Source organism: Moraxella sp. 179-F 1C4 NHS (genome assembly GCF_045370505.1).
GTDB lineage: Bacteria > Pseudomonadota > Gammaproteobacteria > Pseudomonadales > Moraxellaceae > Faucicola > Faucicola tetraodonis.
The window spans coordinates 20,856-47,528 of record NZ_JBIQEC010000008.1 but is presented as its reverse complement, the minus strand read 5'-3'; the positions used below and the strand labels follow the sequence as shown (position 1 = coordinate 47,528).

General features: G+C 44.5%; 26 protein-coding genes, 1 tRNA gene and 1 riboswitch. Of the genes, 19 read left to right on the top strand and 8 right to left on the bottom strand.

From position 1 onward, the window contains the following. Position 1: 1 nt before the first annotated feature. Positions 2-104, bottom strand: a riboswitch (TPP riboswitch). A gap of 161 nt (positions 105-265) precedes the next feature. After that, entirely contained in the window at positions 266-1,606 is a 1,341-nt protein-coding gene (locus ACH0AB_RS05545) for a TolC family protein (protein ID WP_406877496.1), read from the top strand. 80 nt (positions 1,607-1,686) lie between these two features. On the opposite strand, the gene pstS is transcribed toward ACH0AB_RS05545, so the two are convergent. Further along, on the bottom strand, positions 1,687-2,691 hold the full coding sequence (pstS, locus tag ACH0AB_RS05540) for a phosphate ABC transporter substrate-binding protein PstS (protein ID WP_406877495.1): 1,005 nt from the start codon (positions 2,689-2,691) through the stop codon (positions 1,687-1,689). Positions 2,692-3,038: 347 nt separating this feature from the next. On the opposite strand from pstS, the gene phoU reads away from it, so the two are divergent. The 3 genes from phoU (at position 3,039) to ACH0AB_RS05525 (ending at position 5,231) form a co-directional block, all read left to right on the top strand. After that, complete coding sequence (gene phoU, locus ACH0AB_RS05535; RefSeq protein WP_406877494.1) at positions 3,039-3,809, top strand: phosphate signaling complex protein PhoU; 771 nt, start codon at positions 3,039-3,041, stop codon at positions 3,807-3,809. A 140-nt stretch (positions 3,810-3,949) separates the two neighbouring features. Next, positions 3,950-4,684: a phosphoglycolate phosphatase gene (locus ACH0AB_RS05530; protein WP_406877492.1), complete on the top strand. Its 735-nt coding sequence runs from the start codon at positions 3,950-3,952 to the stop codon at positions 4,682-4,684. Beyond that, positions 4,671-5,231, top strand: coding sequence for a DUF4385 domain-containing protein (locus tag ACH0AB_RS05525; RefSeq protein ID WP_406877491.1), 561 nt, complete (start codon positions 4,671-4,673; stop codon positions 5,229-5,231). Before ACH0AB_RS05530 ends, ACH0AB_RS05525 begins: the two co-directional genes overlap by 14 nt. A gap of 39 nt (positions 5,232-5,270) precedes the next feature. Here ACH0AB_RS05525 and ACH0AB_RS05520 read toward each other — a convergent pair whose 3' ends face one another. Next, positions 5,271-6,764 carry a YifB family Mg chelatase-like AAA ATPase gene (locus ACH0AB_RS05520; RefSeq protein WP_406877490.1) on the bottom strand — a complete coding sequence of 498 codons (1,494 nt, stop codon included), beginning with the start codon at positions 6,762-6,764 and terminating at the stop codon, positions 5,271-5,273. 208 nt (positions 6,765-6,972) lie between these two features. Between ACH0AB_RS05520 and hemN the strand changes: the two genes are divergently transcribed. The 3 genes from hemN to ACH0AB_RS05505 are packed head-to-tail and all read left to right on the top strand — an operon-like array spanning position 6,973 to position 11,043. Next, positions 6,973-8,451: an oxygen-independent coproporphyrinogen III oxidase gene (gene hemN, locus ACH0AB_RS05515; protein ID WP_406877488.1), complete on the top strand. Its 1,479-nt coding sequence runs from the start codon at positions 6,973-6,975 to the stop codon at positions 8,449-8,451. Between the two features lie 19 nt (positions 8,452-8,470). Further along, positions 8,471-10,429 carry an AAA family ATPase gene (locus ACH0AB_RS05510; protein ID WP_406877486.1) on the top strand — a complete coding sequence of 653 codons (1,959 nt, stop codon included), beginning with the start codon at positions 8,471-8,473 and terminating at the stop codon, positions 10,427-10,429. A gap of 8 nt (positions 10,430-10,437) precedes the next feature. After that, the gene (locus ACH0AB_RS05505) at positions 10,438-11,043 is read left to right on the top strand and encodes a class I SAM-dependent methyltransferase (RefSeq protein WP_406877484.1); all 606 of its coding nucleotides are present in this window, start codon (positions 10,438-10,440) and stop codon (positions 11,041-11,043) included. Positions 11,044-11,053: 10 nt separating this feature from the next. Here ACH0AB_RS05505 and ACH0AB_RS05500 read toward each other — a convergent pair whose 3' ends face one another. After that, positions 11,054-11,617 carry a DUF4442 domain-containing protein gene (locus ACH0AB_RS05500; protein ID WP_406877482.1) on the bottom strand — a complete coding sequence of 188 codons (564 nt, stop codon included), beginning with the start codon at positions 11,615-11,617 and terminating at the stop codon, positions 11,054-11,056. A 107-nt stretch (positions 11,618-11,724) separates the two neighbouring features. On the opposite strand from ACH0AB_RS05500, the gene ACH0AB_RS05495 reads away from it, so the two are divergent. The 4 genes from ACH0AB_RS05495 to ACH0AB_RS05480 all read left to right on the top strand — a co-directional run bounded on the left by ACH0AB_RS05495 (position 11,725) and on the right by ACH0AB_RS05480 (position 14,976). Beyond that, positions 11,725-12,108, top strand: coding sequence for an HNH endonuclease (locus ACH0AB_RS05495; RefSeq protein WP_406877481.1), 384 nt, complete (start codon positions 11,725-11,727; stop codon positions 12,106-12,108). A 42-nt stretch (positions 12,109-12,150) separates the two neighbouring features. Then, the gene (locus ACH0AB_RS05490) at positions 12,151-12,507 is read left to right on the top strand and encodes a hypothetical protein (RefSeq protein WP_040403802.1); all 357 of its coding nucleotides are present in this window, start codon (positions 12,151-12,153) and stop codon (positions 12,505-12,507) included. 206 nt (positions 12,508-12,713) lie between these two features. Next, positions 12,714-14,552: an excinuclease ABC subunit UvrC gene (uvrC, locus tag ACH0AB_RS05485; protein WP_406877534.1), complete on the top strand. Its 1,839-nt coding sequence runs from the start codon at positions 12,714-12,716 to the stop codon at positions 14,550-14,552. A gap of 67 nt (positions 14,553-14,619) precedes the next feature. Then, entirely contained in the window at positions 14,620-14,976 is a 357-nt protein-coding gene (locus tag ACH0AB_RS05480; RefSeq protein ID WP_314027289.1) for a YkgJ family cysteine cluster protein, read from the top strand. On the opposite strand, the gene ACH0AB_RS05475 is transcribed toward ACH0AB_RS05480, so the two are convergent. From ACH0AB_RS05475 to ACH0AB_RS05465, 3 genes are all read right to left on the bottom strand, one after another. Continuing rightward, entirely contained in the window at positions 14,973-15,941 is a 969-nt protein-coding gene (locus ACH0AB_RS05475; RefSeq protein WP_406877480.1) for a hypothetical protein, read from the bottom strand. The genes ACH0AB_RS05480 and ACH0AB_RS05475 overlap by 4 nt on opposite strands. A gap of 128 nt (positions 15,942-16,069) precedes the next feature. After that, complete coding sequence (fabF, locus tag ACH0AB_RS05470; protein WP_095356280.1) at positions 16,070-17,377, bottom strand: beta-ketoacyl-ACP synthase II; 1,308 nt, start codon at positions 17,375-17,377, stop codon at positions 16,070-16,072. Positions 17,378-17,646: 269 nt separating this feature from the next. Next, positions 17,647-18,876: an anhydro-N-acetylmuramic acid kinase gene (locus tag ACH0AB_RS05465; RefSeq protein WP_406877533.1), complete on the bottom strand. Its 1,230-nt coding sequence runs from the start codon at positions 18,874-18,876 to the stop codon at positions 17,647-17,649. A 224-nt stretch (positions 18,877-19,100) separates the two neighbouring features. Between ACH0AB_RS05465 and tyrS the strand changes: the two genes are divergently transcribed. The 5 genes from tyrS to ACH0AB_RS05440 are packed head-to-tail and all read left to right on the top strand — an operon-like array spanning position 19,101 to position 22,493. After that, positions 19,101-20,321: a tyrosine--tRNA ligase gene (tyrS, locus tag ACH0AB_RS05460; protein ID WP_406877478.1), complete on the top strand. Its 1,221-nt coding sequence runs from the start codon at positions 19,101-19,103 to the stop codon at positions 20,319-20,321. A gap of 51 nt (positions 20,322-20,372) precedes the next feature. Next, positions 20,373-20,906, top strand: a complete 534-nt coding sequence (locus tag ACH0AB_RS05455; RefSeq protein ID WP_406877476.1) for a hypothetical protein — start codon at positions 20,373-20,375, stop codon at positions 20,904-20,906. Positions 20,907-20,911: 5 nt separating this feature from the next. Then, positions 20,912-21,865 carry a D-2-hydroxyacid dehydrogenase gene (locus tag ACH0AB_RS05450; protein WP_062333174.1) on the top strand — a complete coding sequence of 318 codons (954 nt, stop codon included), beginning with the start codon at positions 20,912-20,914 and terminating at the stop codon, positions 21,863-21,865. Positions 21,866-21,877: 12 nt separating this feature from the next. Next, complete coding sequence (locus tag ACH0AB_RS05445; protein ID WP_065253909.1) at positions 21,878-22,276, top strand: FKBP-type peptidyl-prolyl cis-trans isomerase; 399 nt, start codon at positions 21,878-21,880, stop codon at positions 22,274-22,276. Then, on the top strand, positions 22,272-22,493 hold the full coding sequence (locus ACH0AB_RS05440) for a DUF1653 domain-containing protein (RefSeq protein WP_406877532.1): 222 nt from the start codon (positions 22,272-22,274) through the stop codon (positions 22,491-22,493). Before ACH0AB_RS05445 ends, ACH0AB_RS05440 begins: the two co-directional genes overlap by 5 nt. A gap of 91 nt (positions 22,494-22,584) precedes the next feature. Here ACH0AB_RS05440 and ACH0AB_RS05435 read toward each other — a convergent pair. Together ACH0AB_RS05435 and ACH0AB_RS05430 are read right to left on the bottom strand one after the other, a co-directional pair. Beyond that, positions 22,585-22,660 (bottom strand) — tRNA-Phe (locus ACH0AB_RS05435). A gap of 122 nt (positions 22,661-22,782) precedes the next feature. Beyond that, positions 22,783-23,181, bottom strand: a complete 399-nt coding sequence (locus tag ACH0AB_RS05430) for a hypothetical protein (RefSeq protein ID WP_406877475.1) — start codon at positions 23,179-23,181, stop codon at positions 22,783-22,785. 210 nt (positions 23,182-23,391) lie between these two features. Between ACH0AB_RS05430 and ACH0AB_RS05425 the strand changes: the two genes are divergently transcribed. From ACH0AB_RS05425 to ACH0AB_RS05415, 3 genes are all read left to right on the top strand, one after another. Then, positions 23,392-23,856 carry a type IV secretion protein Rhs gene (locus ACH0AB_RS05425; RefSeq protein WP_314027295.1) on the top strand — a complete coding sequence of 155 codons (465 nt, stop codon included), beginning with the start codon at positions 23,392-23,394 and terminating at the stop codon, positions 23,854-23,856. 191 nt (positions 23,857-24,047) lie between these two features. Continuing rightward, positions 24,048-25,739, top strand: a complete 1,692-nt coding sequence (locus ACH0AB_RS05420; RefSeq protein WP_406877473.1) for a phosphoethanolamine transferase — start codon at positions 24,048-24,050, stop codon at positions 25,737-25,739. Positions 25,740-25,849: 110 nt separating this feature from the next. Next, complete coding sequence (locus ACH0AB_RS05415) at positions 25,850-26,611, top strand: PAP2 family lipid A phosphatase (RefSeq protein WP_406877472.1); 762 nt, start codon at positions 25,850-25,852, stop codon at positions 26,609-26,611. Positions 26,612-26,673 lie beyond the last annotated feature (62 nt).

Sequence of the window (26,673 nt, the reverse complement as noted above, 5' to 3'; positions counted from 1 at the left end):
CTAACCTAATAGACGACTTCCCTACGACGGTATTAACCGTGTCAGGTTCGACGGGTATGTCTCAGCCGTTGGTATGTCATCCAACTGCACCCCGAGTCAATACCTCCATATTAACAAAAACTCACAGGTTTACCTAATAGATTTTTAGCCATTTTGTGACGATGATTTACTCAACTAAATTACTGATTTTTTTGACAACTATCGGTATGATAGAGGCTCCTTGGTTGTTGAAAATGTTGTAATTACTGATATGGAATGCATCTGTTTGTGGAATCGTAAAGCGCCTGGCGCCCGATGGCGGTTAGGGGCGATGGCAGTGTCATTGATAGGGTCGATGTCTCTCAGCTCAGCCGTGATGGCAAAGGATTTGTGGGAATTGTATAATGCAGCCCAGCGCACCAATGGCAATTGGGCAGGGCAGCAATATGACTATTTAGCAACGCAAAAAAATGTGCAGCTAGCGTTTGGCGATATGCTGCCGCAAGTGGGGCTGCAAGGCAGTGTCAAACATAACCAGTTTTATCCCAAAGACGATAACATCCCGGACACGGGTAATACCGCAAGCCAAATTGGTATCGGACTGCGCCAAGCCTTGTTTCGTGCTGATAAATGGGCAAACTATGAAAAAGCCGTGCTCGCCAGTCAAGCCAATGACATCCAGCTATTACAGCAGCACCAACAACTCATCGAGCAAATCAGCAAAGCCTATCTCAATGTATTGCGCGCCGAAGCGATGACAGATAGCCTCAATGCCGAGTTCACCGCACTCAAAGCACAAAATGACATGATGCAAGCGAGACTCGCGCAAGGGGTAGCGGCGCGGGTAGATACCGAAGAAAGCCGTGCCAGGCTTGAAAGCGTCAGCGCCTCTATTGCCAATAATGACGTGGCAATCGTAAATGCCAAACAGCAGTTATCACTGCTCACCGGTCAACCAATCAATCAGCTAGACGCTATCAAATTACCGCCTGATTTAAATCTTGTGGCCAGTCAAAGTATCGAAAACTGGATGCAGCAGTCACAAAATAATAATCTCGATATTCAGCTAGCACAAACCCAAGTGGCGATTGCCAACAAACAAGTCGATTATCTCAAAGCCAATACCTATCCCCGTGTCGATTTGGTAGGCAATGTGGGGTGGCAAGATTATACCCATAATAATGTTAGCGCTATTGATGGCACCAATTATAGCTTTGGGGTGGAAGTGGATTTTCCGTTTTATACCGGTGGGCGGACGCGGGCAGGCGTAGAGCAAGGCACTCTGCAGGCGCAAGCGGCAAAAAGTCGCCTCGCCTATGCGTACCAAGCTGCGATGACTCAAACTAGCCAAGCCTATCTAAATTTGATCGCACAGCGTGCCACGATTAAAGCCCAGCAAGTTGCCGTGGAGGCTAATCGCCGCGTCGCCCAAGCGTCAAAAACAGGCTATGATTTGGGGGTGCGCTCGATGGTAGATACACTACTGGCAGAACGCCAATATCACGCTGCCAAACGCGATTTGATTAATGCGTATTTTGATTATTTAAATGCCTACATTGACCTACAAAAAGCTGCGGGCAATCTGACCGATGAGACGGTCAAAGTGTTAGATAATCAGCTGATGTAATGCTTTTTTTGGCAAAATTTTAAGCTAAAAAACCCCACCAATCGGCAGGGTTAATTTGCGTAGTAAGCTGACGCAAATGACTATTTAACTTTCGTCCATTCTTTACGAACCGCAGCTTTGGTGTCGGCAGGTAGCGGAACGTAGTCGAGTGCGGTTGCTTGTGCATTGCCGTTAGTAAATGCCCAGTCAAAGAATTTAAGCGCTTCTTTGGCTTTTGCACCACCCGTACGGGGTACGAGGATGAACGTCGCTGCAGAGATTGGCCAAGCGTTGGCTGCTGGCATGTTAGTGATAGTCACCGCAAAACCAGGGTATTGCGCCCAGTTAATGTTTGATGCTGCGGCAAACGTTGAATCGTCTGGCATCACAAATTTACCGGCGCGGTTTTGAAGTTGGGTATAAGCTAAACGGTTTTGTTTTGCGTAAGCATACTCAACATAACCGATGGAGTTTGCAACACGTTGTACGTTGCTTGATACGCCTTCGTTACCTTTACCGCCTACGCTTGCTGAAGCATTGGGCCATTTAACGGTTTTGTCCGCGCCTACTTTTGCTTTCCAATCGCTTGATACTTGGCTTAGGTAGTTAGTAAATACGAAAGTAGTACCTGAACCGTCTGAGCGATTAACAGTGGTAATCTTAGCGGCAGGTAGGGCAACGCCTGGGTTTAATGCTTGGATACGTGCATCGTTCCAAGTAGTGATTTTGCCCATATAGATGTCAGCAAGGACGGCGCCCGATAGTTTTAATTGACCGGGTTTGACGCCAGCGATGTTTACCACAGGTACGATACCACCAATGACTGCGGGGAATTGGATTAAGCCGCTGGCATTTAGCTCTGCTGGGCTCATTGGCGCATCAGTGGCACCAAAATCAACCGTTTTTGCTTGGATTTGTTTGATACCGCCTGAAGAGCCGATACCTTGGTAGTTTACTTGGTTGCCTGTTGCTTTTTGATAATCGCTTGCCCATTTTGAGTAAACAGGTTGTGGGAAGGTTGCACCAGCACCTGTGATGTTGACAGCATTGGCTTGTACGCCTACAGCAGCGAATGCCACACTGACGATTAAATGTGATAGTTTCATAATAATTCCTTGATGGACAAATGAGATGATTGTCAGGGAAGATGGTAACTTAGCTTAGGGCGTCGCCAACTAATGTGTCGCGTTTTAAATCACCCAACGCTGAAAAATTGTTGCCATGTTAATGTAACAAAATGTCAAATCTATTACGGTTATGTTAAAGTTTGATGACATTGAAATGTTTGTTAGGTTTTTTGCTCGGTTTATATGATGCAATATCAGCGAATAGGCGCGCTATTTTTCATCATTTTGTCGTAATTTTTAGTTATAGTTAGCTTTTCTTTAACGTCTTTTTTAATCACAATTTTGCACAGTCCATGAGTCACAATCCATGAGTTAGGAAGGGAAACATGAATTTAATTGGTGAACATTTATCAAAAAGTTATGACCAAGATTTACAAAACTTGGTCAATTTATTTTTAAAAATGGGTGGCATGGCAGAAGCCAATCTCACCAAAGCAATTGAATCTTTGGTAAAAAGTGATGTAGAGCTCGCCGAAGATGTCATTGATGGTGATAAAGAAATCAACTTTACTGAGCAGCAGCTTGATGATTCGGTGGTCAAAGTATTGGCACGTCGTCAACCTGCCGCAACCGACTTACGCCTAATCATGGCAGTGAGTAAATGCGGCGCTGACATTGAGCGTATTGGTGATGAAGCCAAAAAAATCGCCAAGATGGCGCGCCGTGCCACCCGTGAAGGTCAATCACCGATTGGGTATCATGAAGCGCATCAAATGGGTAATTTTGTGCAGATGATGCTAAAAAATGCGCTAGAAGCTTTTGCCAAGTTTGATGCAACAGGTGCTTACCGAGTAATAGAGCAAGATAGTGAAATTGATGCGATGTACAAATCTGCGTCACGCGCGATGATGACCTACATCATGGAAGATGGTCGCTATGTAGCAAAAGTCATTGATATTTTATGGGTGCTACGTTCGATAGAGCGTATTGGTGCGCATGCGCGTAATATCGCTGAGCAATTGATTTTTTGTATCACCGGTGAAGATGTGCGTTATCAAAAACTGGGTGCCAAAAAGGACAGCGCGCTGAATCCGGCAGCTAGCCATGAAATCAATGATGCCTCACTAGATTATCAACCGAGCACTGGCGAAAACTAACGTTTTTTAGTCAAACCTGCTCTTAGGCGGAATTGGTTGTCAGGGTTAGGTTATTTTAATGGACGGTTGCATGGTATTTTTAAGTGATTCTGCTACACTGTAGCCTATCAACTTTTGGTGAAAAAACGATAGGAAACACCATGTCTAGCGAATCACTTAACACCCCAACCCCCACATCCACTGGGGAAAGTATCACCCAAAAATCGTTACTTATTTTTGACTTGGACGGTACGTTGATTGATAGCGTGCCAGATTTGGCTGACGCCGTCAATGCGATGCTAACCACGCTTGGCAAAGCTAACTTTAGCGAAAATGTCATCCGTAACTGGGTGGGCAATGGCGGCAAAGTACTGGTGCAACGTGCCTTATCAGGCTCACAAACCATTGACCCCAATTTCACTGAAGACGATACCAATCAGGCGCTTGCCCTCTTTTTTGACTACTACCATCAAAACACCTGTGTCAGAACCCAGCCCTATGCCAGGGTGAGCGAAGGGTTGCGTCAGCTTAAAGAGCAAGGCTATACCCTCGCTATTGCCACCAATAAACCTATTGATTTTGTGCCTGCGATTGTCGAAAAATTGGGTTGGCAAGACCTTTTTGCCTATATTTTGGGAGGTGATAGCTTGCCTGCCAAAAAACCCGACCCGATGCCGCTACTGCACGTCTGTGACCAATTAGGCTTTAGCATCGCTCAAAGCTATATGATTGGTGATTCCAAAAACGATATTTTGGCAGGGCAAAACGCGGGCATGGATACGCTTGGGTTGTCGTACGGCTATAACTATGGGCAGGATATTCGTGACTATCACCCGACCCATACCTTTGATGACTTTGCCACGCTGACCGAGTTTTTGAGTCATGCACGAGTTTAACTATCATCTTAACTTTGACACGCTGAATTTTCGCGAGCATCCAGCGTTGTATCGGGTGGGGCGCGGTGAGCAAGGGGTGTTATTGGTAGAGCCGTATAAATCTGAGATTTTGCCGCATTGGCGATTTGCTACGCCAGAACTTGCGCGCGAGAGCAGTGATACCATCTATGCGATGTTTTTGGACTACCTTGCTCAAGGGGATTTTGTCGGTGCTGATATGGCGCGTAAATTTATCCAAATGGGTTATACGCGCTCGCGTCGTTATGCCAATCACAAAGGGGGCAAAAAATATGACGGCGCTGTCCCTGACGCTAAAAAAGGACAAAGTGGCGCGCATGGGCGTGAGCAATTGCCACAGCAATCACAGCAGCTTGAATCCGCGCAAATCAAAGCCCAAGCCGCGCAAATTTTTAAGCAAAAATGGGATGAGTGCCGAGCCAATGCGGACTACAAAGCGCTAAAGAAACAGTTTGAAGCCAAATACGTCAACGACACCCAATACGATAACCTGCCGCCCACATTTTTTCGCGAACATCCGTTTTTATAGCCTTGCTATATCTTGCGCTATGATGAGTTAGCACGAAAATTAGGCATTCGTTAATTGACTACGGTAACTGAGTGCCTCGGTTAAATGCGCGGTTTGGATAGCTTCACTACCTGCCAAGTCCGCAATCGTGCGGGCGACGCGAAGGACGCGATGATAGCCGCGCGCGGACAGATTCAACCGACTTTGTGCCATTGCCAAAATACGACTTTCTGCATCGCCAAGCGGCGCAAATTGGTCAAGTTCACTGGGGGAGAGTTCATTATTGGCTTTGCCCTGTCTGGCTTGCTGACGCTGATAGGCTTGTATCACCCGCTCACGCACTACTACAGAAGACTCACCCCTCTGTGCTGACTGCAAATCACTGGCAGGTAGGGCAGGCACGGTAATATGCAAATCAATACGGTCCAGCAAAGGTCCTGATAGCTTTTCTTGATAGCGTTTGATTTGCTCAGGTCGACACTGGCAGCGACCTGATTTATCCCCATAGTAGCCACAGGGGCAGGGATTCATCGCTGCTACTAGCTGAAAATTGGCGGGAAATCGCACTTGAGAGTTGGCACGGCTGATGACAATTTCTTTGTTCTCGATGGGCTGTCTGAGTACCTCAAGCACCTTGCGATCAAACTCTGGAATCTCATCCAAAAATAACACCCCCCGATTGGCGAGCGTGATTTCACCAGGTTTGGGGGATGAGCCACCGCCCACGAGCGCCACTGCTGAGGTGGTATGATGGACTTGGCGAAAAGGGCGTGTGCCGTAGTCATAATCACTGTTGGCAATCGAGTAAATACTGGCAACTTCAAGCGCTTCATGGTCATTGAGCGGTGGCAAAATGGTGGGTAGGCGAGATGCCATCAAGGTCTTGCCTGTCCCAGGTGAGCCACAAAATAATAGCGAATGTCCGCCTGCTGCCGCAATCTCTAGCGCGCGTCTGGCTTGGTGTTGTCCTTTGACATCGGCTAAATCAAGCATGTAATTGGCTGATTGGTAAGATGTCTTATGCTCGGCTTGGCTGAGTTGCTGCTCGTTCATCAAGTGTTGGCACACGGCTTTGAGGGTATCGGCTTGCAACACCCTCACGCCCTCGACTTTGACCGCTTCATCGGCATTGTCTTTGGGAACAATCAAGGTGCGCTGGTCTGCCTTGAGCGCACGTGATACGGCCAACGCCCCAGCAATGGCTCGTAAATCGCCATTGAGCGCCAATTCGCCAATAAATTCGTACTGCGCAAGCACGGTTTCATCAATTTGACCACTCGCTGCCAAGATACCTATGGCAATGGGCAAATCAAGCCGTGCGCCATCTTTGGGTAAATCCGCGGGCGCAAGGTTGATAGTTAATCTGCGATTGGGAAATTGAAAACCCGAGTTGATAATGGCAGAGCGCACACGGTCTTTACTCTCGCGTACCGCTGCTTCAGGTAAGCCGACCATGGTGACTGCAGGCAATCCTTGCGATAAATGTACTTCAACCATCACACTTGGCGCGTTTAAACCTACCACCGAGCGCGTATATACTTGAGCAAACGACATTTTTAAAATCCTTTTCCAACAACTTGGCGGCTACCTTGATACACGGCAGGCCGTTTTTTTATGGCAGCAACTAGAAAATTTTTGATAAAAAACGGCTAAATCATAGCATAATTCATCTGCTTTCTCATCATCTGCTATCTAGGATGACTATGTTATAATCACAACCAATATTCCGAGAATTTTATGCTACACGCTATACGAGACTATTATGACAGACCAAACTCGCCCTTTATCTGACAGCGAACTGCCCACCTTTGATCGTCCTGTCGAAATCATCGAAAATCCGTATGCCAATGCCAATCGTAGCTACACGACCCAAACCCATTTGTTTAATGAAGCTATCATCAATAAATACAACCGCTCAGGTCCCCGTTATACCTCGTACCCAACCGCGCTAGAATTTACCCCGATTGCTGACGGTATGGAAGCCCGCGTTTTGGCAGAAAAAGACCCACGGGTGCCAGTGTCCTTATATTTTCACATCCCATTTTGTCGCCATCTGTGCTATTACTGCGGCTGCAATAAAATCATCACCAAGAAAAACAGTGATTCAGGCGACTATTTAGCGTATCTTTTTGCCGAAATTCGGCATAAACGCAGCTTGATGCAAGGGGACCCTATCGTCGAACAAGTGCATTTTGGCGGCGGCACACCGACCTTTTTGACCGATGATGAGCTGGTCAAATTGTGGAACTTTTTGCAAACCCAATTTACTTTTAGCGATAAACCTACCGCTGATTATTCGATTGAAATTGACCCGCGAGAATTGCGCCCGACCACGCTTGAGATATTGCGTGGACTTGGGTTTAATCGGGTGAGTTTTGGTGTGCAGGATTTGCAAGAAAAAGTGCAAATTGCCGTCAATCGCGTGCAGTCAGAAGAAATGATTCAAGGCGTGATGACGGAAGCTCGCCGCCTTGGGTTTCATTCTATCAATATTGACTTGATTTATGGGTTGCCGCACCAGACGGTGGATAGCATGCGCAATACGGTTGAGCGCATCATCGATATATCGCCAGACCGTCTGTCTGTTTTTAACTATGCGCATTTGCCCGAGCGATTTAAAGGTCAGCGTCAAATCAATGAAGCGGATTTACCAAGCCCTGCCGACAAATTGACCATGCTCGGTAATACCATCCATGCACTGACTGACGCAGGCTATCAATATATCGGCATTGACCACTTTGCCAAGCCTGATGATGAGCTTGCGATTGCGCAACGTGAGGGCAAATTGCACCGCAATTTTCAAGGGTATACCACACATGGCAATTGTGATTTATTGGGGTTTGGGGTGTCGTCGATTAGCCAAATTGGTCTTCATATTTTGCAAAATCCAACGGATTTGAATGATTATCAAAATCTCATCAATGCGGGAAAATTGCCTGCGGTGAAGGTGATTTCTGCGCGCTTGCCTGACTTGCTGCGCCGTTATGTGATTATGAATCTGCTATGCCATGATTATATTGATTTTAAAGATGTGAATGCGCGCTTTAGTATTGACCCGATGACCTATTTTATTGATGAAATCCGCCAACTGGGCGAGATGCAGGCGGATAAACTGGTGGATATGGACGCCAAAGGCATTCGGGTGCTACCAAAAGGGCGACTGCTCGGACGCAATGTGGCGATGGTGTTTGATACTTATTTGGCGAGTAAAGAAGGCAATCGCTTTAGTAAGGTGATTTAAAAATAGAAAAGGAAATTATATGTATCTGAACAAAATAATGATTGAAAATATGGGTGCAATTGAAAAATTCTATCTTGATAAAGAACAACTTATCAAGGCAGATGGTACACCTAGAGTTATTGTTTTAGTTGGTAAAAATGGCACTGGTAAAACTACGTTAATGTCTGGAATTGTGGATGCTCTGTATGAGCTATCTAATTCAGCCTTTAGTGACATATTGCCAAAAGAAGGATTTGGTCATAAATATTTCAAAGTATCAGGCTCAAGAAATATCCGTTCTAATGCTAGTTATGGCTTTAACTATCTTAAATTCTCTCAAAATGTTAAAAATTATGAGTATTTTGATAAAAGTGGAGTTATTGATACCAATAATAGTAATTCTAAAATTGGAGAGATAGCTAATCTTCAATTAGTATCTCAATCAAATTTAAGTGAAAATAAAAATTCTAAACAGATAACACCTACACAAAATGATGATGAGTTTATGAATAATTTTTCTTCAAATTCTTATTGTTATTTCCCCTCTGACAGGTATGAACTACCATATTGGATGAATGAAAGTACAATTTTAAGTAACGAACAATTTAAAGATAATCAAAAATTTAGTGGTCAATTAGATAGAGAAATCTTGGTAAGAAAATCTTTGAAAGAAGTTAAAAATTGGATTCTAGATGTTTATCTTGATAGTAAGGTTGATTTCAGAAATATTGGTCAGCTAATTGGAAGAACTGCTGATAATCAAGAACCTTTACCAGCAAATATATTATTTGGAATAGCTATACAAAATATAGAGAGCATTTTATCCAGTATTTTAAAACAAGATGCTCGAATTACTCTAAATTTCAGAAATTACGGACATTCAAGAATCAGAATCATTGACTCTCAAAATCAACAGGAAATCGTTCCAACTTTAGATAATTTATCCGCTGGGCAGAGTACATTACTAGGGATTTTTGCGACAATAATCCAGTATTCAGACAAAGGTGATTTAAATAAGAGTATTAATCTTCATGACATTGAAGGTGTAGTAATCATTGATGAGGTTGATTTGCATTTACACATTGAATTACAACATGATGTTTTGCCGCAGCTAATTAAACTATTCCCTAAAGTTCAATTCATTGTTAGTTCTCACTCACCCTTTTTCCTCGCAGGTATAACTAAAGCATTCAATGAAGATGATTATTTGATGTTAAATATGCCCAATGGGAATCCAATTGAAAAAATAGATGATTTTGAAGAATTTACAAAATCTTATGAACTATTTACTGAGCTAACAGAAAGTCATATTAAAGAGCTAAAAGAATTAAGAAAGAGAATAGAAGATTCAACTAGACCGCTAATTATTACTGAAGGTAAGACAGATTGGAAGCATTTGAAAGCTGCTTTTGAGCAGTTGAAAAATGATTATCCTAATTTAGATTTTGAGTTTCACGAATTCGAGAATTTAAATATGGGTAACCAAGCTTTATCTCAAATCATTGATAGCTATTCAAAAGTCCCAAGTAATAGAAAAATTATTGCCATTTTTGATAGAGATGATGAGAGTATTAACAAAAAGTATAGTAATGAAAAATTCAAAAGATTAAATGAAAATTTATTTGTTTTCTGTATTCCTGCTATAAGTGAGGATTTAGATAAAATTTCGACAGAGTATTATTACAAGAATGATGATCTAAAAAGAGTTGATACTAACGGAAGAAGGCTCTTTGATGGGCTAGAGTTCGATAGTAAGTTAGCTATTAGCAATGATAAGCAGTATATAACTTCTATTAAAAATGATGCAGGAAAACTAAGAATTATTGATTGTGATGTTTATTTAATAGCTGAAAGCGAAGATAAGAATTCTATAGCTTTATCGAAAAACGATTTTGCAGAAAATATACTTCATAAAAAAGAAGGTTTTGAGGATATCGACTTTGAAAACTTTAGAAAAATTTTTGACATTATCCAAACTATTTTAAATCCAACTTCATGAGAAAAATAATGCACCAAATCCCCACCGACTTACTCAAAAAATCTGCCCACTGGCGCGAAGACATCCAGTTCACCCAAGACGTACTCGGTAAGCCGTTCCACTTTACCAGCACTTGGGGTATTTTCTCGCCCGAAAAACTCGATGAGGGTAGTCTTATGCTGCTTGACTATATCGAGTTCAAAGACGATGATAACTCAATCGACCTAGGCTGTGGCTATGGTATACTGGGGATGACTGCCGCCCGTGAATGCCCAAACGGACAGCACTTGCTCATCGACAAAGACTTTGTGGCGGTGGAATATGCCAAAATAAACTGCCAAAAAAATCATTTAAATAATGCCCAAGTTCAGCTATCCAATGGCTTTCGGGATGTTGAAAAAGACAAAAAATTTAGCCTAGTGATGAGTAACTTACCTGCCAAAGCCAGTAAAGAACAGCATTATCTGTATTTGCTCGATGCCTACAATGCGATGGAGAGTGGCGCACGGTTTTACGTGGTAACCATCAACGGCTTGCGAGACTTTATGAAACGCTCATTTACCGAAGTTTTTGGTAACTCAGATAAAATCAAGCAAGGTAAAACTTATACCATCACCATGGCGGTCAAAGACTAACGCCCTTCAGCTAAATTCTCACCGTTTGGGTTTTTGATTTACTGTAGGCTCGTAACCGGATGTATAGGGTCTTGGTGACAGTGGCGACCACCTCATTTTGGTCATCAACCACCTGTACCTCATAGTTGCGGAATACCGCTTTACCAGCCTTTGCTAAGGCTTTGATGGTATCGATTTCGGTGTCATCCAGGTGAAAATCGGCAAACACATCGCTTTTGCCCGCTTTAACAAAATCAATGCTCGCCGACTTATCCCATACCACGTACGCATTGCCCAACGCTTGCATCAACAAAATCATCAAAAATGGGTCAGTCATCGAATACAAACTGCCCCCAAACTGGGTGCCGACGATGTTTTGATTGAGTTTGTTTAAGGGTAAACGCACGCGAATATGATGGGTGGCGAAATCAAGGCTTTCAACACGGATACCCGCCCCAAAATATGGCGGATAAAAGTTAAAAAACTGCTTTAACAACTTGGGGTTATTAAAAGGATTAAGGTAGTCTTTGGCTTGAGATTGAAAGGTTTGGCTTAGCTTAGATAGCTTGGATAAATTGGGTAAATTGGATAACATGGCAGACTCGTTTTTAACATGAAAAAAGATATGGTACAACACGCCATTGGCAAGGCAACAATGCTATTGTATGATGGATACAACTGATAGCAAAGCGTGACAAACTAATGGCAAAAGGTAAAGCAAAAAATAACGAAGATGCAGCATTCTGGGAGGCGATTTTGGCTGAAAAAGCGCCATCGCCACCTTGTGAATTGTGTGGACGTGATGAAGTTGAATTAACCCAGCATCATCTGATTCCCAAATCCCGCCACGACAAAGCCCGTACCAAACGCGAATTTAGCCGTGATGAAATGAAAAACGACATCGCCATGCTGTGTACTGCTTGTCATGCGCAGGTGCATGAAGTGTTTAGCAACCAAGAATTATCCAGCTACTACCATACGGTTGAGCGACTTGCCGAGCATAGCGAGATGCAAAAATTTATCAATTGGGTAAAAAAACGCCCTGCAGGACAAACTATTCGTGTCAAAAGTGGCGGTTCGGATTAGTAGTTTAAGATTGAAATTACTTAAAAGTCAAAACAGTGATATATGAGTATAAATCAAATGCCTTTAAGTTATGAAGAAACTAGACTAGAGATTTTGGATAGTTTATACATACATTTGATTCAAAATGCGAATAATGACCAAATTTCAAGAAGCTCTCTTGATTATCTAATATATGATTTTGAATCTAATTATTCGAAAGCACAAAGATTACTTATTAATTTTTGTATTTTCGTTCTAGCCGAAAATTTATTTCAGGATGCTTATGTATCGAAATTATTGAAATCTGATATCACACAGAGTATCCCATTTAACTTAAGACATCTAATGAATCAATTAGAAGGCGAAGATAGAGAGTGTTTTATAACAGACTTTTGTTTAATGGGTTTTGCAATTGACTAATAGTGAGTTGAACTATAGTAGAAAGGGTTACTTAAAATGTTATTCTTATAAGTACAGTGAATTCTACATTCAGCTACTATTTTATAATATAGATTGAAAATCAATGAAAACAACTAAATATAGTAGCAAAACCATATAAAAGTAAACTAAATCAAATGCCCAAAGAAAGAAAAAGCAGCGTGAATCCAGCCATCGACCCTGCAACCATTGAAATTGCTGCAGCGACTGCCGACCGCAAAGCGCGATTGGATCACTTGATTAAGCGCCTGCCCAACTTGCCAGGCGTGTACAAAATGCTGGGCAAAAATGGCGACATCATCTATGTGGGCAAAGCCAAATCGCTCAAAAGTCGCGTCAATAGCTACTTTGCCAAAACCATCGACCATCCCAAAACGCGGGCGCTGGTGCAACGTATCGACAATATCGAAACCATCATAACCCGCTCTGAGACCGAAGCGCTGCTGCTTGAACAAAACCTCATCAAGCTCCATCGCCCACCCTACAACGTGCTACTGCGTGATGATAAATCTTATCTGTACGTGTTTATCTCAGCCGATAAACCTTATCCAAGACTTGCCTATGGGCGCGGTAAAGGGCAGCACCAAAAAGGCAGATTTTTTGGACCTTTTCCTTCGGCGCATGCCGCCAAGCAAACCTTGTTAATGATGCAAAAAATGTTTATGGTGCGCCAATGTACCAATGCATTTTTTGCCCAGCGTCAACGCCCTTGCCTAGAGTACCAAATCAAACGCTGTAAAGCGCCGTGTGTCGGACTGGTATCGCCCGAAGAGTATGCCGATGACGTCAACAATACCATTCGATTTTTAAAAGGGGAAGGCACGGATTTGCAAGTCAAATTGGTGGGTAAAATGGAGCAAGCGGCTGAAGACATGAACTTTGAGCAAGCCGCCTTGTATCGAGACCAACTCTCGATGCTACGCGAAGTACAAGCCAAACAAGCGGTATATACGGTCAAAGGTGAAGCTGATATCATCGCCATCGCCAGTCAAGCAGGCATTACCTGTGTGCATGTCATGAATGTGCGTAATGGGCAGGTTTTGGGTGGTAACAATTATTTTCCTGATGTGGATAGCGAAAATGACATAGCGGATAACTTGTCTGAGTTTGTCAGCTCGTTTTATTTTCAAGTCAGTGATGATTTACCCGAAGAGCTGATTATAAGTCATGAGTTGCCCGACCAAACCGCGATGACAGAAGCCTTAACTGAAACCTTTGGCAAAAAGGTGACGCTAAAAACCAAAGTCCGTGAACAGCGGAGCGAATGGCTCACCCTTGCCCAAATGAATGCCAACAACGCCCTGCAAACCAAATTGGGCGATTATTTGGAAGTCAAATCTCGCTTTAACGCGCTCAATGAGGTATTAAAAGAGGCGCTACAAGGCAAATCGCTCGACCGTATCGAATGTTTTGATATCTCCCACACCATGGGTGAGGCCACCATCGCCAGCTGCGTTGTCGCTGACCAAGGTGGACTTCGCAAACGCGACTATCGCCAATATGCTATTCATGGCATCACGGGCGGTGACGACTATGCCGCCATGAAGCAAGTACTAAACCGCCGCTATAGCAAACAGCCGCTGCCAGATTTATTGCTGATTGATGGTGGTAAAGGGCAGCTTAATATGGCAAAAGACGTACTAAGCGAGCTGGGGATTTTAACCCAAACTTTGCTCGTCGGGGTGGCAAAAGGCGAAGGTCGCAAGGCTGGGCTTGAGGTACTGCATTTTATTGACCGTGAGCCACTCGATTTGCCGGCTGATAGCAAAGCACTGCATTTGATTATGCATATCCGTGATGAAGCGCACCGCTTTGCCATTACCGCACACCGCAAAAAACGCGATAAACGCCGCTCAAGCTCAGTGCTAGAAGCCATCCCTGGGTTGGGGGAAAAAAGGCGCCGAGAGTTACTCAATCATTTTGGCGGCTTGCAGCAGCTGCTTGGTGCGTCACAAGATGAAATTGGGCAAGTAAATGGCATTGGCAAGGTGATGGCCAATACCATTTATAAAGTGTTGCATGGCTGATATTAAATTTTTAGCCGTTTTGGCTGAAATGGGTAGTTAACAATGATAATGACATGGCATTGTAACAATGGCAGAAATTTTTTTTAAATCAAGCGCAGCTTCGGATAGCGATACCTGCATGCACTGTGGCGCATGTTGCGCTAACTATCGGGTGTCTTTTTATTGGGCAGAAGGCGAGACACTCGGTATCCCCGAGGATATGACGGTCAAAGTCAATGATTTTTATACCTGTATGAAAGGTACCGAAACAAAGCCGGTCAGATGTATTGCATTAGCGGGCGAAGTTGGTAACTCGGTGGCTTGCCAAATCTATGATAAACGTTCAAGCACCTGCCAATCGGTACAAGTCGGTGACGAGCAATGTATCAAAGCCCGTCATCATTATGAGTTATCTAACGATATCTTTAGTCAAGTGCCTGTTTAATGGCTTTGTGATAAACGAACAGTCAGCTGTTTTTCCACTTCGGTTTTGAGCCATTGATTCAAATCCTCATTCATCAGCGTCATTGATTCGAGCAAATAGTTGTCGATATAGCCTTGCAGCTGTTTGACGATATCTTGTTTGATTTGTTCAATAGCGGGCGTGGTGGCGATAGATGGGTTGGCAATATCAACAAGTGGGTCAGTAACGCTCGTTTCATGGGTCATCACGGCCACTGTTGGGTCATCAGCTAATGGCTCAGCAATGTTATCAGTGTTATCAGCGGTGTCAGTGTGATCAATGGCATAGACCATCTCACTGCGATGGCGCTCAATCGTGACATCGCTGGTTGCGGTATCCGTGGACTGCGCTTGTTCATCTAGCTGGTGATTTGCACCCTCGATTGAGCCAGTTGATAGTTGCTTCGCTGGTTGGGGAGGATTTGCCTGTTTTGCCAGATGCGCTTGTTTGGCAATGGCGCGTTCTTGCTCGAGTAGCGCAATGGCTGCGTCATCTTGTGCTTGGCGTTCGCGTTGTAGACGTTCCTCTTGCGCTTGACGTTCTTTTTCGTTTTCTTGTGTTAACTGTATTTGTTCAAGATGCTGTTGTTCAAGTCGTTGTTGCTCAAGGCGCTCTTTTTCCAAGCGCTCGGTTTCTAGGCGTTTGTTTTCTAAGCGTTCTTGTTCTAGCCTGTGTTTTTCCAATCTTTCTTGTTCTAGGCGTTGTTCTTCAAGCTCGCGCTCACGTAGTTGCGCTTGTAATTTTTCTTGGTGGTCACGCTCGATAGCCAGCAATTCCTCGACTTTATCATGCAGATTGGGCACGCTAAATTGATACTCATCAAGGTCGGTATCGGGATAAAGCAAGGTAACGATATCATCAAGTTCTTGAATAATGGCGTGTTTGACAGGGGTAGGGGTGGCAAGCCAGCGCTTTGAAAATTGGTGGGAGAAGGCAAATCCTGACATGAATGGTGTCCAGCGTTAAGGATGAAATAGGATAGCTTCATTTAACGAAAAAACGGCTATAATTTCAATAGCCGTTTTCAAAATTCACACCGTTAAAATATTAATGCTATCATCGCAGTGATTACCATTTATCGTGACTGCCATTTGGCAAACAGCAGCGAGCCGTTGGTACCACCAAACCCAAAGCTGTTAGAAATCGCATGGGTTAAGTGGTCAACTTTACGGGCAGTATGCGGTACATAGTCAAGCTTGCACTCAGGGTCTTGATGATCCAAATTGATGGTCGGTGGCAATATTTGTTGTTGTAGCGCCTTAACGGTGAAAATCGCTTCGATACCGCCTGCAGCGCCCAATAGATGACCGGTCATCGATTTGGTGGAACTTACTACCATGTTCTCCCCAAAGATACCCGCAATCGCGCGGCTTTCTGCCACATCACCCGCTGGGGTACTGGTGCCATGGGTATTGATGTAGCCAACGTCACTGGGGGCAATGCCAGCATCACTCAAGGCGTGACGCATCGCCATAGCCGCACCTTCACCATTTTCCGGTGGCGCAGTGATATGACTGGCATCATCACTCATGCCAAAGCCGACAAACTCTGCCAGAATCGTCGCACCGCGTGCTTTGGCGTGGGCAAGGCTTTCCATTACTAGCACCCCTGCACCATCACCCAGCACAAAACCATCACGGTCTTTGTCAAATGGACGACTGGCTTTGGTCGGTGCATCGTTGCGCGTTGATAACGCTTGCATTGCTGAGAAGCCACCAATACCGAGCTGGCTTGAGGCTTTTTCACAGCCGCCCGCTACAATCACATCGGCATCGCCATACGCAATCAATCGTGCTGCCAAGCCAATCGCATGAGTCGCTGTGGTACAAGCGGTAGAAGTGGCAAGATTTAACCCTTTAATGCCATGACGAATCGCCACTTGCCCAGCTGCCATATTCACAATGGCTGAGGGCACAAAGAACGGCGAGATTTTACGCGGACCTTCGCTATTAAGTTTTACCGCTGTATCTTCAATGGTGGTAATACCGCCAATCCCTGAGCCGATAATCACCCCGATACGGTCGGGGTCAACCTGCTGTACAGGCGCGGCTTGCAACTCACTGATAAAGCCTGCTTGCTTCAAGGCTTGTGCTGCTGCGGCAACGCCATATTGTACAAAGGTGTCATACCGACGCGCGTCTTTGGCGTTCATGTACAAGCCGATATCAAACCCATCCACTGTACCTGCGATTTGCGCGCGGTAGTCAGTGGCGTCAAAATGGCTAATCGCTTTGATACCGCTTTCGCCATTAATGAGCCGTTGCCAAGTGCTCTCTACATCCAGTCCTAGCGGGGTAATGGCTCCCATGCCTGTGATAACAATACGCTCATGGTCAGGGCGTTCGTCGTAGCGGGGCTTTTTTGGTCTAATTTTTGTGGTCATTTTATGCTCGAATTTTTGAATAATATTTTTTGAATAACATTTTATGAAAGTTTAGCAAAAATAGTGTACGAGTGTAAACACAATAACTTTAACGTCTTTAGGTTGATTGTATATATCTTTAGCCCATTGAACAACATTAGCCCTCACCCAAAGATGACCGAAGCCCAGTATAAAGGCTATAAGTTAAGTGCTATAAGATAAGCGCTATATGCCAATGCTATAAGTAAGTGCTATCAATATCATTGTCGACATAAAAAATACACGCCGTGTTAAAAACACACCTGTCCCAATACCACTTTTTTATTTGCCCCTGTGACACTGGGCAAGTTACTCGGTACGTTCAAAATCGTCTGCTGAGCCAGCCACGCAAACGCCACGGCTTCGACCCACAACGGCGATAGCCCAATTTTGTCGGTAGTTTGTATGTTCCAAGTGGCTAAATTATCTTGTAAACGGCTCATTAAATAGGCATTTAACGCCCCACCACCACAGACAAACAACTCGCCTTGCGCACCATCAGTGACGGACACAATGGCATCGCTGACGGATTTAGCCGTAAGCGCCACCAACGTCGCTTGCACATCGGCAGGTGAATACGCCAAATTGGGGAATTGCTGACCCAATTGTTCTAGCATAGCGTCAAGCCAAGCCAAATTAAACTCCTCTCGCCCAGTGCTTTTTGGGAACGGCTTGGCAAAAAATGGGTGGGTCAAAAGCAAATTTAATAGCGGCTCAAGCACTTGCCCCGATTTCCCCCAATCGCCATTGTGATCATAGCTTTGCTCGGTATGACGCTGACACCAAGCATCAATGAGCAAATTTGCCACCCCTGTATCAAATCCAATCACCTCATCGCTGCCATCAAGTACCGTGATATTGGCGATACCGCCTAAATTTAAAATCACTTTTGGCATAACTTTATCGGCATGATAAGGCGGTGTAGCAAACATGGCTTGGTGAAACGCAGGCACTAGTGGCGCGCCTTGCCCACCCACTGCCATATCACGGCGCCGAAAATCACTCACCACTGCAATGCCTGTGCGCTCAGCGAGTACATTCGGGTCAAGCAGTTGCAAGCTAAATGACCACTGCGGGCGATGACGCACAGTTTGCCCATGACAACCAATCGCGGTTACTTCATCAGGGGTGACCTGCGCTTTGTCGAGCAATTGATTGACCAAATTTGCGGCAAACTCAGCATAAAACACGCTCGCCCAACCAAATACATCAAGTTCGCTCTGGAACGCCAAATTATCATCAGCGATGAGTTGTGCCACTCCGTTTGGTTGGGTGAGTGCTAACAACACGACGCGTAAATCATCAGGAAACGGCTCGCTCACCGTCGCCAAAATCTCGACAGGCTCATCATTGTCTTCGTCAATCTCATAAAACTGGCACAGCACCGCATCGAGTCCGTCAAGGCTCGTGCCACCCATCATGCCAATCACATACGGCGAGTCGGCAAGCGGGTTTTCTTTGCTGGTCATCATATCATCCATGATGTCGGTAAAATGGCTAAAAAATCCTTCATCAAAAGGCAGGTTTGCAGGTAGTCCAGTCGGCAACGTTTGGCTCATAATTATTCTCGTTCGGGCTGTCAAAGTAGAGAGTGCCTTGATTATAGCATACTAAAAGCCTGCCTTATTTTATCTGCAAATTTGCTATAATGGCTAAACTTCACTTTTTTTCAGCCGTTTTAACCCGCGCTTTTTTCGAGGTAAGCATGACCGAGTCTACTCATAGATTTTTAGCAGCAGAAGAACAACTCAAACTCATCCAACGTGGTACGCACGAAATTATTTCGCAAGACGATTTAATTAAAAAACTTAAAGAGAACCGCCCACTGCGAGTCAAAGCAGGGTTTGACCCGACCGCACCCGATTTGCACTTGGGTCATACGGTTTTAATCAATAAGCTCAAGCATTTTCAAGATTTGGGACACCAAGTGTTGTTTTTGATTGGGGATTATACCGCGCGCATTGGCGACCCAACGGGTAAAAATACCACGCGTCCGCCATTGTCTGAAGAAAAAATCCTGGAGAATGCCCAAACTTATAAAGAGCAAGTATTTAAAATCCTTGACCCTGCCAAAACCCAAGTGATGTTTAACTCCGATTGGTTTAGTAAAATGTCAGCAGGCGACATGATTGGTTTGGCAAGCCAGCAAACCGTGTCGCGTATGCTCGAGCGCGATGACTTCTCAAAACGCTATGCCTCACAAACGCCGATTTCGATTCATGAATTTTTGTACCCACTGGTGCAAGGTTATGACTCAGTCGCCATGCAAGCCGATGTTGAGCTAGGTGGTACTGACCAAACCTTTAACCTACTCATGGGTCGTACCTTGCAATCTCGCTACGGTCAAGTGCCACAAGTCTGTATCACCGTGCCGATTTTGGAAGGCTTAGACGGCGTACAAAAAATGAGTAAATCGCTTGGCAATTACATCGGCATTTATGACAGCGCAGGCTCCATGTACCAAAAAATCTTGTCCATGCCAGACACTTTAATTGCGCGTTATTTTGAGTTACTTAGCTTCAAACCCATGGATGAAGTCGAAGCCTTGCTAAAAGACATCGAAAACGGGCGCAATCCGCAAGAAGTCAAACGTATTTTGGCACTAGAGCTGATTGAGCGTTTCCATGACAAAGAAGCCGCCGAAAATGCTCACAAATCAGCAGGCAATCGCTTGGTAGAAGGTGAGTTGCCAGTGGATTTGCCAGAAGTGACGATTAGCCTTGATGGGCAAGCGCAGTTATTTATCACCCAAGTGTTAAACCAAGCCAATTTGGTAAAAAACTCAGCGCAAGCGAAAGACTTTTTGAAAAACCAATCGGTGAAAGTGGATGGGCAGGTGGTGGATGCAGGATTTGCCCTCACTGCAGGACAAACGGTGGTGATTCAAGCAGGCAAAAAAGCGTATGCCAAAGTGACGGTGGCGTAACTAAATTTGAGGCTAAGTTTTCCACTTAGCCTTGTTGGTAGGGAGATTAAAATGAAATCGATAAACTACGTATTGGTTGGGCTCACTAGTCTATTAGCGCTCCAAGCCCATGCCAAAGAAGTTACCTTTAAAGATTACACTGTTAAACTTTATACCGGTAAAAAATCTCCCATCAACTATAACAGTCATCAATATGCAAAAGCGTTTAAAACGTTAATTCAACAGAGCTATCAAAGCCCAAATCCAGATTTTGCAGGTAGTTATAACACCGTTTCATGGGGTTGTGGCACAGCTTGCGTGAATTATGCAATGATAGATAGAAGGACAGGCAATGTCTATGCGTTAGCAGATTTAGCTTACCGTGCTAGAAAAAATGCAAAATTAACCTGTACAGACTTAGCATTGGGCTCAAATATCACCACAAGTGAATTTTTATCAAAAAAAGATAGTCGCTTAATGATTGAACATGAATATTGCGGAACAGATGATACAGACGTTTATCTTGACCATTACTTGCTATGGGATGATAAAACTAAGTCTTTTAAATTGTTAGACCAAAAATTTAATAAAGCCACTAAGAAATAAAAATTATGAAAGCCATCTTCCTCGACCGAGCCACCTTTTCCGCTGATTTAGCATTAACACCCCCACACGGACTGAGCGACTATCAAGTCTATGCGCAAACGCCCAATGACCCCAAAATCATCATTGAGCGTTGCCAAGACGCGGATATTGTTATCACCAATAAAGTTGAGCTTACCGCCGAAATTATCGCGCAGCTCCCAAAACTCAAACTCATCCAACTGACCGCCACAGGGATGAACAACGTCGATAAAGACGCTTGTGACAAACACGGCATTACTGTTAAAAACGTCGCAGGCTATGCGGTCAAAAGCGTCCCCGAACATACCTTTATGCTGATACTCTCAGCCATGCGAGCGGCTCGCCACTATCATCATGAAGTAGTCAAGGGTGACTGGCAAAAAGATGGTCGCTTTTGTCTGCTAGACACGCCACTCATTGACCTTGAAGGCAAAACGCTGGGCATTATTGGCTATGGCACAATTGGCAAACGGGTTGGGGAAATTGCCAAAGTTTTTGGTATGACGGTATTGATAGCCGAACACCAAAACAAACCGCCAAGAAATAGCGACTATAGCGCGTTTGATGATGTCCTCGCTCAGTCCGATGTCATTACCCTACATTGTCCATTGACGGAGCAAACGCAGCATTTAGTGAATGCCAATAGCATTGCCAAGATGACAAAAAAACCATTGATTATCAATGTCGCGCGCGGTGGCGTGGTCGATAGTCAGGCGGTGGCTGATGCCGTTACACAAGGTAAATTATTAGGCTATGGGGCAGATGTGTTTGAACATGAACCAATTAAAGACAACGACCCATTACTCACACTTAAAGACCACCCAAGAGTGATTTTTACCCCCCATAATGCGTGGGGCAGCGTCAATGCCCAGCTTAACCTATGGGATATATTGTGTCAGCAAGTGCAAGAGTTTACCCAACTATCCCATAAGGGAAAATAACGGACAATAAATATGACAAGTAAACTGCAATTTCAGGACCTAACTATTGGCACTGGTAAAACTGCCGAGCGTGGGGCACTGATTACCGCGCATTACACAGGCTATTTGCCAGATGGCACGGTATTTGACTCATCGCATCACCGCGGACAACCCTTTGAAGCCGTGATTGGCACAGGGCGGGTGATTAAAGGTTGGGACGTGGGCGTTTTGGGTGGCGAATACGCGCAAAAAATCGGCTATCAAGCCCAAGTTGAAGACCCTGCCAATCTCATAGCCATGCAAGTCGGTGGTAAGCGCCAACTCATCGTGCCAAGTCACTTGGCGTATGGTGAGCGCCAAATCGGTAAAATCCCGCCAAATTCAGACTTAACCTTTGAAATTGAATTATTGGATGTTAAAACTCGTGATTGAGATTACATTGGGTATTTATCAGCACTACAAAGGCAATCTGTATCAAGTGCTGCACATCGCCAAACATAGCGAAACTGAAGAGGAGTTGGTCGTCTACCGTGCGCTCTACCAAGCGTATGGGGTGTGGGTGCGACCGCTTGTGATGTTTGCCGAAACGGTGGAAGTCAATGGCGAAGCTGTGCCAAGATTTAAGCTGATAAAACCGCTAGACAGTTAAGTTTGGCGGTAATTGATATAAAAATAACCGACAACAAAAAACCCCAAACTAATAAGCTTGGGGTTAATCGATTTATACCTAAGACAAATAATGGTGGCGTGGGGCAGGATCGAACTGCCGACACACGGATTTTCAATCCGTTGCTCTACCGACTGAGCTACCGCGCCATGTTTGTCAGCATCAGTATTTGAGCGGCTATTAAACTAAAAATTGCCAAAGGTGTCAAGCACTATTTCAAACTTTTTGCAAAAAGTTGCTAGTAACTGGCAAAATCCCAAGTTATATGAAGTTATATCAACTCGTACATGGCTAAAATACGATGAATTGCGCCGCAGCCAGGTACAAACTTGGTATTGCCTTTTTTGCGCTCAATATCGGTGACTTGTTTGACGAATTTGGGGGCAAGACCGCGCCCGCGATTGGCAGGATGTAGTACGATGTACTGTAGTAAGCGGCTAGACTCGATGCCTTCATTAAAGCAGCCCATCGCGGCAATCGGTTTTTCATTAAACATCCCCAAATACAGGATATCACCTTTGGCGAAGGCCTTTTCAAAAAACGCCACAGCATCACGACCTGTAGTAAACTCAGGCGAGCTGTCGTACAATTTTTCGACCCGCAATTTGAGTTCAGGATCGTCAATGCTGTTGTTTTCAAAGTTATTGATGGCAACGGATTCTAATGGCATAAAGCCCTCCTTTTTAATTAGCTCACGTTTTAATTAGCGCACGTTTTAATTAGCGCATGGTGATTTAGTATAAAATAGTAACTAGGATACCGACAAACTTGTAATTGTTATTCCGTGTTTTTTGCTAAAAATAAAAGCTTGCAAGGCGTTGGCAAGGCGTGATGGCTTTTTTGGCTTAACCAAATCTTGGACAAACTCTGTGAAATGATAATGTGTTTTTCAAAACAACCTGCTCGATGCCGTCCACTAACGGCGGGCGAAAAAGCCATCGCGGGTAGCGTATTTGGTGATACGTTACAGCTTGATAGTATACGCCTAAAAACTGCATGGTGGGTGCTCAAGGGATATGCGGTCAGTCCCAATGGTCATGTATATTTTCATCCAGCAGATTTTTGTGATGATTTTAGTCAGCAAAATGTTTATCTGCGCGCGTGGCTGGTGCATGAATTGACCCATGTCTGGCAAATCCAACAAGGCATTAAGGTGTTTCGCCGCGCCTTGCTCAATCGGCGCTATAGCTACGAGCTGCAAGCCAATAAGCCATTTGGTCGTTATGGCATAGAGCAGCAAGCGCGTATGGTGGAAGATTATTATCGAAAACGTGAGCTCAAACAGGATTATGAGCCATTACTCGCCTTTATTCCGTTTGCCAGTTTACAGCCTGCCACCGCTTAGCGTTATCAACTCTCTGTGTCGCTGTCACCACCCAATGTTTGTAGCGATGGCGGTGGTTTTTTTGGCATAATTGCTTGATAGATGGGTGTCTTAAGGTTCAGTTAAGCTAAATCTGTATGATAGCCTCATCCTAAATTTGGTTATTATATAATGGCTATTTTTTGGTGCATTTGGATAAGGTGAGTAATCGTATGTCAGTGAATAACTCTCGATGGGTAGCATGGCGTCAGCAAGGTGGCAATACTCAAGGTGTCAGTACTAAAAGTGTCAGTACTCAAGGTATCAATGCTTACGTGATGATGGGTATTGTCGCGCTATTTTTGACCCTGACCGCTAACGTTACTTTCTTTGATAAAGCCACTGACGTCTATCCGTTTGCCCAGCATATTGGGTTTATAGGCTCATTGCCATTGGTGCTATGCGGTGTGATGCTACTGGTTATTGTGCTGCTTAGCTATCGTTACACCCTTAAAGCGGTATTGATTTTTTTGCTATTGACCGCGGCAGTCACGGCATATTTTACTGATACTTATGGCACTGTCTATGATGTCAATATGCTACAAAACGCGCTACAAACCGATAAAGCAGAAAGCGCTGATTTGTTTAATGTCAATTTTATCTTACGCATTTTATTGCTTGGGGTATTGCCTAGTGCGTGGGTGGCGTGGCAAAAGGTCACATTTCCCCCCATCAAGCGCAGTCTATTGCAGCGCGGCTTGACGTATTTGGTCAGCCTCGGCTTGGTGGTGTTACCGATTTTGGCGATGAGTAAAAATTACGCCAGTTTTTTCCGTGAACATAAACAGCTTCGTAGCTATACCAATCCTGCAACCCCTGTATATGCAATGGGTAAACTTGCCAGTATACAGCTCAAACAAGCACAGGCACCCAAAACCCAAATCATGCATGCCACCGATGCGGTGCAGGTGAGCAATCCCACCACCCGTAAGCCAAAGCTGGTGGTATTGGTGGTCGGAGAAACCGCGCGCGGCGACCATGTGCAGCTAAATGGCTATAACCGAGCCACCTTCCCGCAGATGGCAGCGACGGCTGGGGTAACTAATTTTAACCAAGTCATCGCCTGCGGTACCTCAACCGCTTATTCGGTGCCCTGTATGTTTAGTTATGTCGGTATGAAAGACTACGATGTGGATACCGCCAACTACCAAGAAAACGTACTTGATACTTTACATCGCCTAAAGGTCAATATCTTGTGGCGTGATAACAACTCAAGCTCAAAAGGCGTCACTAATCGTTTGCCCGCGGCGGATTTTGTCGATTATAAAACCGCGCGCAACAATACGATGTGTAATACCAACCCCTATGGCGAGTGCCGTGATGTGGGTATGCTAGTAGGCTTAGATGACTACGTCAAACAACAAGCCAACCAGAATACGCTTAACCAGGACACCCTAATTGTGCTGCACCAAATGGGTAATCACGGACCTGCGTATTTTAAACGATATGATAAGCAATTTGAAAAATTCACCCCAGTCTGTCAAAGCAATGAACTTGCCAAATGCGACCCACAAAGCGTGATTAATGCCTTTGACAATGCGCTACTTGCCACGGATGACTTTTTGGCAAAAACGGTGAACTGGTTAGACAAATACGACAGCACCCACCAAGTGGCAATGCTGTATGTCAGTGACCACGGTGAAAGTTTGGGCGAAAACGGCATCTATTTACATGGTATGCCTTATAAAATCGCGCCTAAAGCGCAAAAACACGTCGCATCGATGTTTTGGGCAGGTAAACACTCAGGCATTCAAGCAGTGCCATCTAATACTGAGCTCACCCATGATGCCATTACCCCAACCTTGTTAAAACTGTTTGATGTGCGTGCGCAAACCGTACAAGGCAAACCATTATTTATCAAGTAAAGTTATCCAGTAAAGCTATTTGGGTAATTAGAGCCATTTAAGTAATGTTAGACATAACAAGTGCGTCCAACTCCAGCGACAGTGACGGCAAGATAGATGGTTCAAAATAGATGAGTATACAGATCGCTAAATTAAAAAATTTTGCCAGTAGGCAGACCGTGCTCGGACTGGTGCTGGCGATTATCTTTACGCTAACGCTTGAGCACAGCGCCATTGATGTAGCCATCAGCCAGTATTTTTATTCCCCCAAAGATGGCTGGCTGCTTGCCAAAGAATCACTACTCCCTAACTTAATTTTTTATACTCTTCCCAAAAGACTATTAATTGCGTTTGAAATCTATATGGCAATCGCATGGCTACAACGCTATTTATTACAACACCATCTATCAAGTCACTGGCTTGCCAAGCAACAGGCATGGTTTAAGCCTTTTAGCCCACTATCACTGACTGAAATAGGCTATCTATTCTTCGTGATGGTGTTAGTACCTTTGATTATCGCATCACTTAAAGGGGTGACGCATGTGGTGTGTCCCAATCACTTGCAAATTTTTGGCGGTGAATATCCTTATCTCACGATACTAGAAGACATCCAAGCCGGAACCCGCTCAAAATGCTTCCCTGCGGCGCACGCCAGTGCTGGGTTTGCCCTGTATGCTTGGGCATTTATCCCAAGTCTTTGGCACAAGCGCTGGCAAATCGCAGCGATGGTGACGGTGATAGCTTGGCTAATGGGTGGGTATAAAATGTTGATAGGTGACCATTTTTTCAGTCATACGCTGGTATCTATGAGCTTGGCATGGGGGATTTGCGCGGCAGTGGCATGGGCTTGGTGTCGGTTGTATGCTAAAAATACGTCCGCAAAAAATTCATAATGCTAATAACTTCATGGTATAAAGCTATAAAAAAGCGTTGAGGAACACCCCACGCTTCTTTT

What these genes read in the sequence shown, in the direction of transcription:
- pstS (WP_406877495.1), bottom strand. Translation starts at nt 2,691, where the DNA reads ATGAAACTATCACATTTAATCGTCAGTGTGGCATTCGCTGCTGTAGGC.
- phoU (WP_406877494.1), top strand. Translation starts at nt 3,039, where the DNA reads ATGAATTTAATTGGTGAACATTTATCAAAAAGTTATGACCAAGATTTA.
- ACH0AB_RS05530 (WP_406877492.1), top strand. Translation starts at nt 3,950, where the DNA reads ATGTCTAGCGAATCACTTAACACCCCAACCCCCACATCCACTGGGGAA.
- ACH0AB_RS05525 (WP_406877491.1), top strand. Translation starts at nt 4,671, where the DNA reads ATGCACGAGTTTAACTATCATCTTAACTTTGACACGCTGAATTTTCGC.
- ACH0AB_RS05520 (WP_406877490.1), bottom strand. Translation starts at nt 6,764, where the DNA reads ATGTCGTTTGCTCAAGTATATACGCGCTCGGTGGTAGGTTTAAACGCG.
- hemN (WP_406877488.1), top strand. Translation starts at nt 6,973, where the DNA reads ATGACAGACCAAACTCGCCCTTTATCTGACAGCGAACTGCCCACCTTT.
- ACH0AB_RS05510 (WP_406877486.1), top strand. Translation starts at nt 8,471, where the DNA reads ATGTATCTGAACAAAATAATGATTGAAAATATGGGTGCAATTGAAAAA.
- ACH0AB_RS05505 (WP_406877484.1), top strand. Translation starts at nt 10,438, where the DNA reads ATGCACCAAATCCCCACCGACTTACTCAAAAAATCTGCCCACTGGCGC.
- ACH0AB_RS05500 (WP_406877482.1), bottom strand. Translation starts at nt 11,617, where the DNA reads ATGTTATCCAATTTACCCAATTTATCCAAGCTATCTAAGCTAAGCCAA.
- ACH0AB_RS05495 (WP_406877481.1), top strand. Translation starts at nt 11,725, where the DNA reads ATGGCAAAAGGTAAAGCAAAAAATAACGAAGATGCAGCATTCTGGGAG.
- ACH0AB_RS05490 (WP_040403802.1), top strand. Translation starts at nt 12,151, where the DNA reads ATGAGTATAAATCAAATGCCTTTAAGTTATGAAGAAACTAGACTAGAG.
- ACH0AB_RS05480 (WP_314027289.1), top strand. Translation starts at nt 14,620, where the DNA reads ATGGCAGAAATTTTTTTTAAATCAAGCGCAGCTTCGGATAGCGATACC.
- ACH0AB_RS05475 (WP_406877480.1), bottom strand. Translation starts at nt 15,941, where the DNA reads ATGTCAGGATTTGCCTTCTCCCACCAATTTTCAAAGCGCTGGCTTGCC.
- fabF (WP_095356280.1), bottom strand. Translation starts at nt 17,377, where the DNA reads ATGACCACAAAAATTAGACCAAAAAAGCCCCGCTACGACGAACGCCCT.
- ACH0AB_RS05465 (WP_406877533.1), bottom strand. Translation starts at nt 18,876, where the DNA reads ATGGATGATATGATGACCAGCAAAGAAAACCCGCTTGCCGACTCGCCG.
- tyrS (WP_406877478.1), top strand. Translation starts at nt 19,101, where the DNA reads ATGACCGAGTCTACTCATAGATTTTTAGCAGCAGAAGAACAACTCAAA.
- ACH0AB_RS05455 (WP_406877476.1), top strand. Translation starts at nt 20,373, where the DNA reads ATGAAATCGATAAACTACGTATTGGTTGGGCTCACTAGTCTATTAGCG.
- ACH0AB_RS05450 (WP_062333174.1), top strand. Translation starts at nt 20,912, where the DNA reads ATGAAAGCCATCTTCCTCGACCGAGCCACCTTTTCCGCTGATTTAGCA.
- ACH0AB_RS05445 (WP_065253909.1), top strand. Translation starts at nt 21,878, where the DNA reads ATGACAAGTAAACTGCAATTTCAGGACCTAACTATTGGCACTGGTAAA.
- ACH0AB_RS05430 (WP_406877475.1), bottom strand. Translation starts at nt 23,181, where the DNA reads ATGCCATTAGAATCCGTTGCCATCAATAACTTTGAAAACAACAGCATT.
- ACH0AB_RS05425 (WP_314027295.1), top strand. Translation starts at nt 23,392, where the DNA reads ATGTGTTTTTCAAAACAACCTGCTCGATGCCGTCCACTAACGGCGGGC.
- ACH0AB_RS05420 (WP_406877473.1), top strand. Translation starts at nt 24,048, where the DNA reads ATGTCAGTGAATAACTCTCGATGGGTAGCATGGCGTCAGCAAGGTGGC.
- ACH0AB_RS05415 (WP_406877472.1), top strand. Translation starts at nt 25,850, where the DNA reads ATGAGTATACAGATCGCTAAATTAAAAAATTTTGCCAGTAGGCAGACC.